Source organism: Nocardia arseniciresistens, from assembly GCF_046764875.1.
GTDB lineage: Bacteria > Actinomycetota > Actinomycetes > Mycobacteriales > Mycobacteriaceae > Nocardia > Nocardia arseniciresistens.
The window spans coordinates 17,212-32,821 of the sequence record NZ_JBKORD010000036.1; the positions used below are offsets into that span (position 1 = coordinate 17,212).

The window sequence follows — 15,610 nt, forward strand, 5'->3', positions numbered from 1 at the left end:
GAGTTCACGCAGCCGGCGTTGTTTGCGTTCGAGGTGGCGTTGTTCCGGTTGATGGAGTCGTTCGGGATTACCCCGGATGTGTTGATCGGGCATTCGATCGGTGAGTTGGTGGCGGCGTATGTGGCGGGGGTGTGGTCTCTGTCGGATGCGTGTCGTCTTGTTGCTGTGCGTGGTCGGTTGATGGGGGTGTTGCCCGAGGGTGGGGCGATGGTGGCGGTGGCGGTGTCCGAAGATGAGGCGGTTGCGTTGGTGGCCGGGTATTGCGGCAGGTTGTCGGTGGCTGCGGTGAATGGTCCGTCGTCGGTGGTGCTGTCCGGGGATGCGGACGCTGTCGGCGAGGTGGAGCGTTTGCTCGGTGACCAGGGTCGCAAGACGAACCGGTTGCGGGTGAGCCATGCGTTCCATTCGGCGCGGATGGAGCCGATGCTCGCCGAATTCCGTTCGGTGGCAGCGGGTGTGACTTATCGCACGCCGACGATTCCGATTGTGTCGAATGTGACCGGTGAGTTGGTGGACGGTGAACTGACCGATCCGGAGTACTGGGTGCGGCAGGTGCGGGGGTGTGTGCGGTTCGCGCCGGGTGTGACGACCGCGGTCGCGGTGGGTGTGCGGCGGTTTGTGGAGGTGGGTCCGGATGCGGTGTTGGCGGCGATGACTCGCCGCTGCCTGGCCGAGGACCCGGAGGTGGAAGCCGTGTCCACGGTGGCCGCGGCGTCGCGGCGGCCGGTCGCGAGCCGGGACGCGGACCGGGCGGACGGGCCGGTGTCCGACAACACCGAGGTACGGCAGTTCGTCACCGCTGTGGCGCAGGCCCATGTCGCGGGGGCACAGGTGGATTGGGCGAGGTGGTTCGCCGGTCGCGACCCGCACCGGATCACCCTGCCGACCTATGCCTTTCAGCGGCGGCGGTTCTGGTTGCCCGCCACCGGCGAGGTCTCGGCGTCGTCGCTGGAGCATCCGATCCTGACCGGTGTGGTCGGGCTGGCCGGAACCGACGAGTGGTTGTTCACCGGTCGCTTCTCGCTGCGCACCCACCCGTGGGTCGCCGACCATATGACCTACGGCGTGGTCGTCCTGCCGGGCGCGACGCTGATCGAAATGCTGCTGGTCGCGGGCGCCCGTATCGGGTGCGGTGTGGTCGAGGAGCTCACCTTGCAGGCGCCGATCCTGCCGACCGGCGACGACGAGGTCGAACTGCAGGTGCTGGTGGAGGCGGCCGACGAATCGGGTCGGCGGCGGTTCGAGTTCTACTTCCGGACCCCCGGTGACGCCGAGTGGGTGCACAACGCGACCGGTGCGCTGGCGGCGCTGCCCGAGGGCGAACCGGACCTGCTGGCGCAGCTGCGCGACGAGCAGTGGCCGCCGGTCGACGCCGAACCCCTGGACGCCGCAGGGCTCGCGGCACTGATCGCCCAGGACACGGGGCTGGAATACGGTCCGGCTTTCGTCGGGGTGCGCGGTGCCTGGCAACGCGGCGACACGGTGTTCTCGGAGATCGTGCTGGATACCGCCGCGGCACCGGAACCGGGACGCCACGATCTGCATCCGGCTCTGCTGGATCTGGTGATGCACGCCGGGTTCTCCCGTCTGCTGTGTGGTGACGCCGCCGCCGGCCCGGATACCGGGCGACTGCTGTTCCGTTGGGGTGGTGCGCGTTTCCACAAGCCGGCGGCCGAGGGTGGGCGATGGCCCGCGGAGGTCACGTCCCTGCGGGTCGTCGCGGTGGCGACCGGTTCGGAGACAATCTCGGTCGCGACCCTCGACCCGGCGGGCAATCCGATCGTGTCCGTGGACGCGGTGGTGGTGCGGCCCTACGACGTCCAGGAATTCCGGAGCACGCTCGGCGGCGCCGCGGCCGGCCTGTACCAGGTGCGGTGGGAGCCTGCCGGTGTGATCGGCCGGTCCGACCTCTCGGCGGCGGTTCTCGGGGATGCGGCAGTGTCCGGGATCGCGGCGCGCTACGCGTCCGTCGCCGAGGTCGCGGCCGCGGAGAACCTTCCGGATGTGCTGGTGTGGCGGGCTGATGCGTGGCCGGGCGGCGAGGCCGCCGGTGTACCGGACGGTGTCCGGACCGGGGTGCACCATGCGCTGACCACAATGAAATCGCTGCTCGCCGAGGAACGCCTGTCGCAGGTCCGCGTGGTGGTGGTCACCCCGGGTGGAGCCGGTGTGCCGGGAGAGACGCCGGACCCGGTCGCGGCGGCGGTGTGGAGTCTGGTCGGCTGCGCGCAGGCGGAGAACCCGGAGCGTTTCGTGCTCGTGGACGAGGATCCGGCGGCTCCGGTGGAGGCCGAGCGGATCATGACCGTGCTGGGGAGCGGTGAGCCGCAGGCCGCGGTGCGCGGCGCGGATGTTCTGGTGCCCCGGTTGGTGCGCGCCGCCGCGTCCTCCGACGGCGGCGACCCATGGCTGGCGGATTCGACGGTCTTGATCACCGGAGGTACGGGCGGGCTCGGCGCACTGTTCGCCCGGCATCTCGTCGTCGCCCGCGGGGTGCGGCGGCTCGTGCTCACCTCGCGGCGCGGTCTCGACGCGCCGGGTGCGCCGGAACTGGCCGCGGAACTGGCGGCCGCCGGGGCCCACGTGCGGATCGAGCGCTGTGATGTCGCGGACCGCGCTGCCATGCGGGATCTACTGGCGGATATCGATTCGGATTCGCCGTTGGCCGTGGTGCATACGGCGGGTGTGTTGGCGGACGGGACGATCGAGTCGTTGTCCGTGGATCAGGTGGATCGGGTGTTGACGCCGAAGGTGGACGGGGCGTGGTATCTGGATGAGTTGACGCGGGACCGGAGGGTGTCGGCGTTTGTGGTGTTCTCGTCGGTGGCGGGGGTGTTGGGGTCTGCGGGGCAGGGTAATTACGCGGCGGCGAATGGTTTCCTGGACGCGTTGGCGCAGCGGCGTCGGGCGGTGGGGTTGGTGGCGACATCGTTGGCGTGGGGGCCGTGGAATCAGGGTTCTGGGATGACCGGCGGCCTGGACCGGGTGGCTGTGGCGCGCTGGGGCAGGTTGGGCTCGAGTCAGCTGACGGACGACGAAGGACTGCGTCTGTTCGACGAAGCGCTGGCCGGATCATGGGCGCGGCTGGTGCCGATCCGGTTCGATGCCGCCGGTGTGCGCCGGGAGTCCGATCCGGCGGCAGTGCCCGCTGTACTGCGCGGGTACGTGCGGCGGGTGGCGCGCCCGGTCCGGGCCGAAGCCGCTGGCGCGGCCGTGCTCGCCGCCGGGTCGCTGGGCGCCCGGCTGGTGGAGGTGCCCGAGGCGCAGCGGGCCGATCTGGTTCTCGAGGTGGTCCGCGACCAGGTGGCCGCGGTGCTCGGGCACGATTCGGGCGGCGATATCCGTCCCGGTCAGCCTTTCGATGAGATCGGTCTGGATTCGCTGGGCGCGGTGGAGTTCCGCAACCGGCTGAGCAAGGCGACGGGCCTCACCCTGCCCTCGACATTGGTGTTCGATCACCCGACCCCGGTGGCGGTGGCGAAACTGGTGCAGGCGCGAGTGGCTCCGGAACCGGGTGGACCGGTGAAAAAGGTCGTGCGTCGGGTGCGCGCCGACGAGCCGATCGCGATCGTTGGTATGGCGTGCCGTTTCCCGGGTGGGGTGGATTCGGCGGAGGACCTGTGGGATCTGGTGTCGTCGGGCCGGGACGCGACGGGTGATTTCCCGGCGGATCGCGGCTGGGATCTGGATCGGTTGTTCGATTCCGATCCCGACAAGCCGGGCACCATCTACACGCGCCGTGGCGGGTTCCTCTACGACGCGGGTGATTTCGATCCAGGGTTTTTCGGGATCGGTCCGCGGGAGGCTTCGGCGATGGATCCGCAGCAGCGGTTGTTGCTGGAGGTGTCGTGGGAGGCGTTGGAGGACGCGGGAATCGACCCGGCCGCACTGCGCGGCAGCGATACCGGGGTCTTCGCCGGAGCCGGCTACTCCGGCTATATCGACCGCGTCGTGGGTGATCTGGAGGGATATCGGCTCACCGGCACCACCAGCAGTGTGGTGTCCGGGCGGGTGTCGTATGTCTTCGGCCTCGAGGGGCCCGCGGTCACGGTGGACACCGCATGCTCCTCGTCGCTCGTCGCGTTGCATCTTGCTTGCCAGGCGCTGCGCCAGGGAGAGAGTTCGCTGGTGATGGCCAGCGGCGTCACCGTCGCCGCCAGCCCTTATCTTTACGTCGATTTCGCCCGGCAGCGCGGCCTGTCGCCGGACGGCCGGTGCAAGTCGTTCTCTGCTGCGGCCGATGGTGTCGCTTTCGCTGAGGGTGTGGGGGTGTTGGTGTTGGAGCGGCTGTCGGATGCCCGCAGGCTCGGTCACAATGTGTTGGCCCTTGTCAAAGGTACGGCGGTCAATCAGGACGGGGCGAGCAACGGGCTCACCGCGCCCAACGGTCCGTCGCAGGAGCGGGTGATCGCGGCGGCGCTGGCCAACGCGGGACTGGCACCGGGCGATATCGATGCCGTGGAAGCGCACGGCACCGGGACCGCCCTGGGGGATCCGATCGAGGCGCAGGCGTTGATCGCCGCCTATGGGCAGGATCGTGCGGATCGTCCGCTGCGGATCGGGTCGCTCAAATCGAATATCGGGCACACCGTGGCCGCGGCGGGCGTGGCCGGAGTGATCAAGATGGTGCAGGCGATGCGGCACGAAACCCTGCCGCCGACCCTGCACGCGGACGAGCCGAGCCCGCATGTGGACTGGTCATCCGGCGATGTCGAGGTGCTCACCGAGGCGCGACCGTGGCCGGCCGACGGGCGTGTTCGCCGGGCCGGGGTGTCGTCGTTCGGTGTCAGCGGGACCAATGCCCACGCCATCCTGGAAGAGGCACCTGCGCAACACATCTCGGTGCCGCAGCCGGTGTCGCCGACCGGGATTGCGGTGGCCCCGCCGTTGCCGCTGCTGGTGTCGGCCAAATCGGAGGAGGGGTTGCGGGCGCAGGCGGATCGGTTGCGTCAGTGGGTGATCGACAATCCGGATGCGGGTGTGTGGGATATCGCGTATTCGTTGGCTAATTTCCGCTCTCATCTGGAGTGGCGGGGTGTGGTTGTCGGTGCGGATCGCGAGGAGTTGCTGGCGGGTCTGGCGGGTCTGGTGGCAGGGCAGGTGTCTTCGGGTGTTGTGGAGGGAGTTGTCGGGTCGGGTAAGACGGCGTTTCTGTTCACTGGGCAGGGTGCGCAGCGTGGCGGGATGGGTCGGGGTTTGTATGCGGCGTTTCCGGTGTTTGCGGCGGCGTTGGACGAGGTCTGTGCTGGGTTCGATGTCCACCTTGGTCGGTCGTTGAAGGATGTGGTGTTCGCGCGGGATGACGATGCGGTGCTGCTGGATCGGACGGAGTTCACGCAGCCGGCGTTGTTCGCGTTCGAGGTGGCGTTGGTCCGTTTGTTGGGTTCGTTCGGTATTGCGGCGGACATGCTGATCGGGCATTCGATCGGTGAGTTGGTGGCGGCGTATGTGGCGGGGGTGTGGTCTCTGTCGGATGCGTGTCGTCTTGTTGCTGTGCGTGGTCGGTTGATGGGGGTGTTGCCCGAGGGTGGGGCGATGGTGGCGGTGGCGGTGTCCGAAGATGAGGCGGTTGCGTTGGTGGCCGGGTATTGCGGCAGGTTGTCGGTGGCTGCGGTGAATGGTCCGTCGTCGGTGGTGCTGTCCGGGGATGCGGACGCTGTCGGCGAGGTGGAGCGTTTGCTCGGTGACCAGGGTCGCAAGACGAACCGGTTGCGGGTGAGTCATGCGTTCCATTCGGCGCGGATGGAGCCGATGCTCGCCGAATTCCGTTCGGTGGCAGCGGGTGTGACTTATCGAACGCCGACGATTCCGATTGTGTCGAATGTGACCGGTGAGTTGGTGGACGGTGAACTGACCGATCCGGAGTACTGGGTGCGTCAGGTGCGGTCGGCCGTGCGGTTCGCTCCGGGGGTGCGGGCGTTGGCGGTGAGCGGGGTTCGGCGGTTTCTGGAGGTGGGCCCGGATGCCGTGCTGGCGGCGATGACAGGCCAGTGTCTGGCCGAAGAACCCGATGTGGAGGCGCGGTCCGTGGTGGCTGCTACCGCTCGGCGCGGCGCGGCGCGATCCGCTATTTCCGCTGCCGCGAATGAGGTTGCGCAGTTCACCGCGTTCCTGGCCGCTGCGCACACCGCGGGTCTGGAGGTGGATTGGCGTCCGCTGTTCGCGGGACGGCCGCTGCGTCGAATCGCTGTGCCGACCTATGCGTTCCAGCACACACGGTATTGGCTGCCGGCAAGGGTCGGCGTCGGCGATGTGAGTCGTGCCGGTCTGATGCCGGTCGATCACCCCATGCTGGGTGCTTCGATCGCGGTGGCTGGTAAGGACGAGTGGCTGTTCACCGGCCGGCTTTCGGTGGCGTCGCATCCGTGGATTGCCGATCACACGGTATTCGGCGGGGTGCTGTTACCGGGGACCGGTTTCGTCGAGCTGGCTTTGGCGGTCGGTGCTCGGGTGGGCGCCGAGATCGTGGACGAGCTGGTGCTGGAAGCACCGCTGCGGTTGGATGGCAGCCTCGAGATCGACATCCAGATCGCTGTCGAAGCGTCGGATGCCGACGGGCGGCGACGGTTCGTCGTGGCGTCCGGGACAATGGGCGAGCTGTCGGACGGCGGATCCGGAATCACATATGCGCGTGGCATTCTCGTGCCTGGGGCGGTGATTTCCGGACAGAGTCTGTCCCCGCGTGCTTTCGGCCGGGATCATTCCGGGGCGGGCGACGCTCCGATGTCCGGCGCTGCCGGCGGGCCGTCGTCGGACGACGATGTGATGCCCGCGGACACGCTGTACGACCGGTTGGCCGCGCGCGGCCTCGGTTACGGACCTGCGTTTCAGGGGGTGCGTCGGATGTGGCGTGACGGCGGTGACGTCTTAGCTGAGGTGCGGTTGGCCGCTGACGGCGGTGTGGAAGCTTCTCGGTTCGGTGTGCATCCGGCGCTCTTGGACGCTGCTTTGCATGCTGCTGTGGAGGAGTTGGCGGCCGACATTCCGGACGATCACGTGCCGCTGCCGTTCTCGTTCAACGGGGTGCGGCTGTTCCGCCCTGGGGCGGCGGCCGTGCAGGCGCGAATCCGGCGCGCCGGAGCCGACGGTGTGCGGCTCGAACTCGTTGACGAAGCGGGCGCTCTCGTTTTGACTGTCGAATCGCTGCAGGCGCGTCCGGTGGACAGTCAGGCTTTGAACGCGGGTCGATCCGTCGGCCGCCATGGCCTGTACGACGTGAGCTGGATCGCGGTCGACCGTCCGCGGGTCGGTGCGGACGTCCGGCGGATCGCGGTGGTCGGCTCGACGACTGCGTCCGGGTTCGAGGAAACCTACTCGGACATGGCCGCGCTGGTCGGGGCCGCCGGGGATACCGGCCCGGATGTGGTGGTGTGGTTCGCGGATTCTGATGTGACGGACTCGGCAGACGTTGTGCGCCGATGCGTGTACACGGTGCCTGTGACGGTTCGATCGTGGTTGCGCCTCGACGCGCGACTGGTTGTGGTGACGCGCAACGGCGCGGGTCTGCCGGGCGAGAATCCCGATCTGGCCGCCGCGGCCATCTGGGGTGTGCTGCGCAGCGCCCAATCGGAGCATACCGGCCGGATTGTATTGCTGGACATCGACGCCGACGGTGCGGTTACCCACGAACTGATCACGGCGGCACTGCACGCCGAGGAGGCGCAGTTGGCGGTGCGCGCGGGTGCGTTGCTCGCGCCGCGGCTGACCCGTCGCGACGCACCCGCCACCGGGTCGGGTATGGCGATCGGCTCGGGTGCGGTGCTGATCACCGGCGGCACTGGCGGGTTGGGCGCGCTGGTCGCCCGGCACCTCGCCGTGGCGCATGGTGCGCGTGATCTGGTGTTGGTGTCCCGGCGCGGCGAACGAGCCGACGGCGTCGCGGAACTCGTCGCCGAGCTGGCCGAACTCGGGGCGCGGACGCGGGTGCTGGCCTGTGATGTGAGCGATCGCGCTGCTGTGGCGAGAATGCTCGACGATATTTCCGGTGGTCCCGCGTTGACGGCTGTCATTCACGCGGCGGGTGTGTTGGCCGACGGCACTGTCGAGTCGCTGACGCCCGAGCAGATCGACCGGGTGCTCGCGCCGAAGGTCGATGCGGCATTGAATCTGCATGAGCTCACTCTGGATCGCACATTGTCGGCGTTCGTCCTGTTCTCCTCGGTTGCGGCGGTGCTCGGGTCGGCGGGGCAGGGCAACTACGCGGCGGCGAACTCGGTATTGGATGCGTTGGCGCGCCGCCGCGCCGACGCGGGTTTGCCCGCGGTGTCGGTGGCGTGGGGTCCGTGGAACTCCGATGGTGGGATGACGGCCGAATTGGGAGCGGCAGGCCTGGAGCGGTTGGCGCGGATGGGTTTTCGACCGCTGACCCAGGCCGATGGGCTTGCGCTGTTCGACCTCGCTGTCGCCGCGGAGGCGCCGTGTGTGGCTGCGGTCGATTTCGACATGGCAGTGTTGTCGGTGCAGGCTCGTGCGGGCCTCGCGCCTGGGCTGCTGCAGTCGTTGGTGCCCGTGCCGGGCCGCGTCGACAGCGGTGGTGGGGATCTGGCGACGCTATTGGCGTCGGCAGCGGGGTCGGACAAACACGACGCAATCGTGCTCGATTTCGTGCGGGGCCAGGTTGCCGCCGTACTGGGTCATGCCTCCGGCGAGCAGATCGATGTCGAGAAGCCGTTCAATGACATGGGTTTCGATTCGCTGGGCGCGATGGAGTTCCGCAACCGGATCGCCGGGACCACAGGTTTGCGGCTGCCTTCCACGCTGGTCTTCGACCACCCCACCGTCCGGGCGGTGGCGGCGTTCATCGTGTCCCGGGTCGGGGCCGAACCCCACGCCGAACGGCGGACGACAAAAACCGTGCGCCGAGTGCGAGCCGACGAGCCGATCGCCATCGTCGGCATGGCCTGCCGGTATCCCGGTGGTGTCGAATCCGCGGACGAACTGTGGGATCTGGTGTTCTCGGGAACGGACGCCATCAGTGAATTTCCGTCCGATCGCGGTTGGGATCTGGATCGCCTGATTCATACGGACCCTGACCACTCGGGCACGTCCTACACCCGCGAGGGTGGGTTCCTGACGAATGCGGCCGATTTCGACGCGGGATTCTTCGGGATCGGACCGCGTGAGGCGGTGGCGATGGACCCGCAGCAGCGATTGCTGTTGGAGGTGTCGTGGGAGGCGTTGGAGCACGCGGGGATCGCTCCGACGTTGTTGCGGGGCAGCGACACCGGTGTCTACACGGGGGTGATGTACCAGGATTACGACGCCCTGACGCGCAAGGCTGGGCCCGAGGTCGAGGGGTACGTCGCCACGGGCGCGGCGGGCAGCGTGGTGTCCGGACGAGTGGCCTATGCGTTGGGTTTGGAGGGGCCCGCGATGACGGTGGACACGGCGTGCTCGTCGTCGCTGGTGGCATTGCACCTGGCATGCCGGGCGCTGCGTCAGGGGGAGAGTTCATTGGCGTTGGTTGGTGGTGCCACGGTGATGGCGACGCCGACGGTGTTTGTGGAGTTCTCGCGGCTGCGCGGTTTGGCTCCCGACGGTCGGTGCAAGGCGTTTTCGGCGGCGGCCGACGGGGTGGCTTGGTCGGAGGGCGCGGCGGTGCTGGTGGTGGAGCGGCTGTCGGACGCGCAGCGGCTGGGCCACAACGTGTTGGCGGTGGTGCGTGGCACCGCCGTCAACCAGGACGGCGCGAGCAACGGCCTGACTGCGCCGAATGGTCCGTCGCAGGAGCGGGTGATCGCGTCGGCGTTGGCCGACGCGGGCCTGCGCCCGGTGGATGTGGATGTGGTGGAGGCGCACGGGACGGGGACGGCGTTGGGTGATCCGATCGAGGCGCAGGCGTTGCTCGCCGCGTATGGCCAGGATCGCTCGGAGCCGCTGCGTGTTGGTGCGTTGAAGTCGAATATCGGGCATTCGCAGGCGGCTTCGGGTGTGGGCGGGGTGATCAAGATGGTGCAGGCGTTGCGGCATGAGACGTTGCCGCGGACGTTGCACGTGGATGCGCCGTCGCCGCATGTGGATTGGTCGGCGGGGTCGGTGCGGTTGTTGACCGAGGCGGAGCCGTGGCCGGTGGGTGGTCGGGTGCGGCGTGCCGGGGTGTCGTCGTTCGGGATCAGCGGCACGAACGCGCACGTGATTCTCGAGGAACCGCCGACGATGCCGGTGTCCCGTGTCGGACCTGCGTCTGCCGGGTCGGACGCTGACATCGCTGATATCGCGGTGGTGCCGTTGGTGGTGTCGGCGAAGTCGGAGGAGGGATTGCGGGGGCAGGCGGACCGGTTGCGGGCGTGGTTGGTCGACCGTCCGGATGTGGATGTCTGGGCGGTGGCGCGGTCGTTGCTGGACTCGCGGTCGTTGCTGGATCGGCGCGGGGTCGTTGTCGGGCGTGATCGGGAGGAGTTGCTGGCAGGTCTGGCCGCTCTGGCGTCGGGCTCGGTGCTGCCGGGCGTGGTCGACGGCGTTGCGGGGTCGGGTAAGACGGCGTATCTGTTCACTGGTCAGGGTGCGCAGCGGGTGGGGATGGGCGCGGGCCTGTACGAGGCGTTTCCGGTGTTCGCGGCGGCGTTGGACGAGGTGTGCGCCGAGTTCGATCGGCACCTGGGTGGGGTGTTGCGGGAGGTGATGTTCACCGATGTCGACGGGGTGTTGGATCGGACGGAGTGGACGCAGCCGGCGTTGTTCGCGTTCGAGGTGGCGATGTTCCGGTTGTTGGAGTCGTTCGGGATTACCCCGGATGTGTTGATCGGGCATTCGATCGGAGAGCTTGTCGCGGCGTATGTGGCGGGGGTGTGGCCGCTTGCGGATGCGTGTGTGCTCGTGGCGGCGCGGGGCCGGTTGATGGGGGCGCTGCCCGAGGGCGGGGCGATGGTGGCGGTGGCGGTGTCCGAGGACCGAGCGGCCGCGGTGGCGGCCGAGTTCCTGGGTCGGGTGTCGGTGGCCGCGGTGAACGGTCCGGCATCGGTGGTGCTGTCCGGCGATACGGACGCCGTCGAGGAGGTTGAGCGGCAACTTGCTGCCACGGGAGTGAAGACGAACCGGTTGCGGGTCGGTCATGCGTTCCATTCGGCGTTGGTGGAGCCGATGCTCGACGAGTTCTTTACGGTGGCAGTGGGTTTGACCTATCGAGGGTCAACGGTTCCGATCGTGTCGAGCGTGACCGGCGAGGTGGTGGATGGTGAGCTGACCGATCCGGAGTACTGGGTGCGTCAGGTGCGGTCGGCCGTGCGGTTCGCTCCGGGGGTGCGGGCGTTGGCCGCGACCGGAACTCGGCGGTTTCTGGAGGTGGGCCCGGATGCGGTCCTGGCCGCGATGACGCGCCAGTGTCTGGCCGAGGAGCCCGAGACGCGATCCGTGGTGGCCGCCGGCGGTCGGCGCGGCACCGACGAGGTTGTGCAGTTCACCACGCTCCTGGCCGCCGCGCACACCGCGGGACTCGAGGTCGACTGGCGCCGCATGTACGCGGGACGGTCGCCGCATCGAATCGACTTGCCGACCTACGCATTCCAACGCGCACGATACTGGGTGTCGGCAGGCGTCGGCGTCGGCGATGTGAGTCGTGCCGGTCTGATGCCGGTCGACCACCCCCTGCTGGGTGCGGCGATCTCGCTGGCGGGTAAGGACGAGTGGTTGTTGACCGGCCGACTCTCGGCGGCAGTGCATCCGTGGGTGGCCGATCACACGGTATTCGGCGCGGTGCTGTTTCCAGGAACGGGTTTCGTGGAACTGGCGTTGGTGGTCGGTGCTCGATTGGGCGTCGAGATCGTCGAGGAACTGGTTCTGGAAGTGCCGCTGCGGGTGGACGGCGAGAGCGAGGTCGACGTCCAGATCGCGGTGGAAGCGCCCGATGTCGAGGGGCGGCGGCGGTTCGTGGTGGCGTCCCGGACCGTCGACGAACAGTCTGCGGACGCGATCGGGATCACGCATGCGCACGGAATTCTCGCTTCCGGCTCGGCGACGGATGCTCCGGTGTACGACATCGACATGCCGCCGGACGATGCGACGCCCGGCGAAGCGATATACGACGGGTTGGCCGCGCGCGGGCTCGGTTACGGCCCCGCTTTTCAGGGTGTGCGTCGGCTGTGGCGAGACGGCGGCGGTGATGTTCTGGCCGACGTGCGGTTACCTGCCGAGGCAGGGACGGCAGGCGCCCAGTTCGGCATCCATCCCGCGCTGCTGGATGCCGCGCTGCATGCCGTCGTGGAGGAGTTGGCCGTCGACCTGTCGCCCGGCCAGGTGCCGCTGCCGTTCTCGTTCACCGGCGTGCGGTTGTACCGGCCCGGGGCGAGGGCCGTGCAGGTGCGAATCCGGCGAAACGGAGCCGACAGCGTCATGCTCGAGCTCGGCGACGACACCGGCGCTCTCGTGTTGACCGTCGAGTCACTGCGGGCGCGTCCAGTGAACAGCCAGGCACTGCACGACGGTCGATCGGCTGCTCGTCATGGGCTTTACGATGTGCAGTGGAGCCCAGTCGAATCCTCCAGTGCGGATAGCCGGCGGATAGCCGTCGTAGGCTCGTCCAGGTTCGACGAGAGCTACCCAGATATGGCCGCGTTGGCCGAGACTACCGGGGACGACGGCCCGGATGTGCTGGTCTGGTTCGCTGATGATCTCCTCGAGGAAAGTAGCAGGTCACAGTCAGCGGACGCGGTCAGTGGACGCGTGCACACGGTGCTGGCCACGGTGCGATCGTGGTTACGCCTGCCCGCGGTTGATGCTCAACTGGTGGTGGTGACGCGCAATGGCGCGGGACTGCCGGGGGAGGATCCCGATCTGTCCGCTGCGGCCACCTTGGGTCTGCTGCGCAGCGCGCAATCGGAGCATCCAGGTCGGATTATCTTGCTGGACAGCGACAGCGATGGCGCGGTGACTCCGGAACTGATCTCGGTGGCGGTGGCCGCTGAGGAGGCGCAGTTGGCGCTGCGTGCTGGTGTGCTGCTGGCGCCGCGGCTGACCCGTCGTGGCGTGCCCGAGGACGGGTCGAGCATCGTGCTCGGCCCGGGTGCGGTGCTGATCACCGGCGGCACCAGCGGGCTGGGCGCGCTGGTGGCGCGGCACCTGGCCGGGACTCATGGGGTAAATGACCTGGTGTTGGTGTCCCGGCGCGGCGAGCGGGCCGACGGCGTCGCCGAACTCGTGGCCGAGCTGACCGAGTTCGGGGCTCGAACCCGAGTGCTGGCCTGCGATGTGAGCGATCGCGCTGCCGTGGCGGCGATGCTCGACGATATCTCCGACGGCCCCGCGCTGACCGCCGTCTTCCACGCGGCCGGTGTGCTGGCCGACGGCACTGTCGAGACGCTCACGCCTGAACAGATCGACCGGGTGCTCGCGCCGAAAGTCGATGCGGCGCTGAATCTGCACGAACTGACCTTGGATCGCGATCTGTCGGCGTTCGTCCTGTTCTCCTCGGTCGCAGCGGTTTTCGGGTCGGCGGGTCAGGGCAACTACGCGGCGGCGAACTCGGTGCTGGACGCGCTGGCGAGACGCCGCGTCCATGCGGGCCTGCCCGCTGTGTCTGTGGCGTGGGGTCCGTGGAGCCAAGACAGCGGGATGACCGCCGAACTCGACACGGCCGCAGCGGATCGGCTGGCGCGCCTGGGCTTGCGCTCGCTATCCGAAGCCGACGGGCTGGCGCTGCTCGACCTCGCAGGCGGTGCGGGCGCTCCGTTCGTCGCCGCGGTCGACCTCGATATGGCGGCATTGTATGTTCAGGCCCGTGCGGGCCTGTTGCCCGGGTTGCTGCAGTCGTTGGCGCCGTCTGCGCGTCGCGCCGATAGTGGTGGTGGGGATCTGGCGAGGCTGTTGGCGTCGGCATCGGGGTCGGACAAACGCGGCGCGATCGTGCTCGGTTTCGTGCGCGATCAGGTTGCGGCGGTATTGGGGTATGCCTCCGGTGACCTGGTCGATGTCGAGAAGCCGTTCAATGACATGGGTTTCGATTCGCTGGGTGCGGTGGAGTTCCGCAACCGGCTCGGCAAAACCACAGGTTTGCGGCTGCCCGCTACCCTGGTCTTCGACCACCCCACCACTCGGGCGGTGGCGGCGTTCATCCTGTCCCGGGTCGGGGACATCCCCGACGCCGCACGACGGACGCGGAAAACCGCGCGCCGAATGCAAGCCGACGAGCCGATCGCCATCGTCGGCATGGCCTGCCGGTATCCCGGTGGTGTCGCGTCCGCGGACGAACTCTGGGATCTGGTGTCGTCGGAAACGGACGCCATCAGTGAGTTTCCGTCGGATCGCGGTTGGGCGTTGGATCGCCTGATTCATTCGGACCCCGACCACCCGGGTACCTCCTACGTCCGGGAGGGCGGATTCCTGACGGGCGCGGCCGATTTCGACGCGGGATTCTTCGGGATCGGACCGCGTGAGGCGGTGGCGATGGATCCGCAGCAGCGGCTGCTGTTGGAGGTGTCGTGGGAGGCGTTGGAGCACGCGGGGATCGACCCGGTGTCGCTGCGGGGCAGCGACGCCGGCGTCTACACCGGAATGATGTACCAGGACTACGACGCCCTGACGCGCAAGGCGGGCCCGGAGGTCGAGGGGTATGTCGGAACCGGCGTCGCGGGAGGCGTGGCGTCCGGACGAGTGGCATATACGTTGGGTTTGGAGGGGCCCGCGATGACGGTGGACACGGCGTGCTCGTCGTCGCTGGTGGCATTGCACCTGGCATGCCGGGCGCTGCGTCAGGGGGAGAGTTCATTGGCGTTGGTTGGTGGTGCGACGGTGATGACGACACCGCTGGTGTTTGTGGAGTTCTCGCGGCTGCGCGGTTTGGCTCCCGACGGTCGGTGCAAGGCGTTTTCGGCGGCGGCCGACGGGGTGGCTTGGTCGGAGGGCGCGGCGGTGCTGGTGGTGGAGCGGCTGTCGGACGCGCAGCGGCTGGGCCACAACGTGTTGGCGGTGGTGCGTGGCACCGCCGTCAACCAGGACGGCGCGAGCAATGGTTTGACTGCGCCGAATGGTCCGTCGCAGGAGCGGGTGATCGCGTCGGCGTTGGCCGACGCGGGCCTGCGCCCGGTGGATGTGGATGTGGTGGAGGCGCACGGGACGGGGACGGCGTTGGGTGATCCGATCGAGGCGCAGGCGTTGCTCGCCGCGTATGGCCAGGATCGCTCGGAGCCGCTGCGCATCGGTGCGCTCAAATCCAATATCGGCCACACTCAGGCGGCCGCCGGTGTGGGGGGCGTGATAAAGATGGTGCAGGCGATGCGGCGCGAGACGTTGCCGCGGACGTTGCACGTGGATGCGCCGTCGCCGCATGTGGATTGGTCGGCGGGGTCGGTGCGGTTGTTGACCGAGGCGGAGCCGTGGCCGGTGGGTGGTCGGGTGCGGCGTGCGGGGGTGTCGTCGTTCGGGATCGGCGGCACGAACGCGCATGTGATTCTCGAGGAAGCGCCGCCGACACCATCGCCCGGTCAGCAGCCTCGACGAGCCGTATCGGTACCTGACGGAGGCGGCGAACACACGTCGGCGGAGTCGGGCACTGTTGCGGTGCCGTGGGTGGTGTCGGCGAAGTCGGAGGAGGGTTTGCGTGCGCAGGCGGGGCGTTTGGGTGAGTGGTTGGTGGCGCATGGGGATGTGAGTGTGGGGGATGTGGCGTATTCGTTGTTGC

At 68.5% G+C, this 15,610-nt stretch carries 1 protein-coding gene (cut by a window edge); it reads left to right on the plus strand.

What is annotated here, in order from left to right; all coding sequences use genetic code 11:
- Window positions 1–15,610, plus strand: part of the annotated coding region (locus tag ACLMAJ_RS37805; protein WP_412018724.1) for an SDR family NAD(P)-dependent oxidoreductase (this coding region is incomplete at its 3' end). The annotated region extends 1,887 nt beyond the left edge of the window; 15,610 of its 17,497 annotated nt are in view.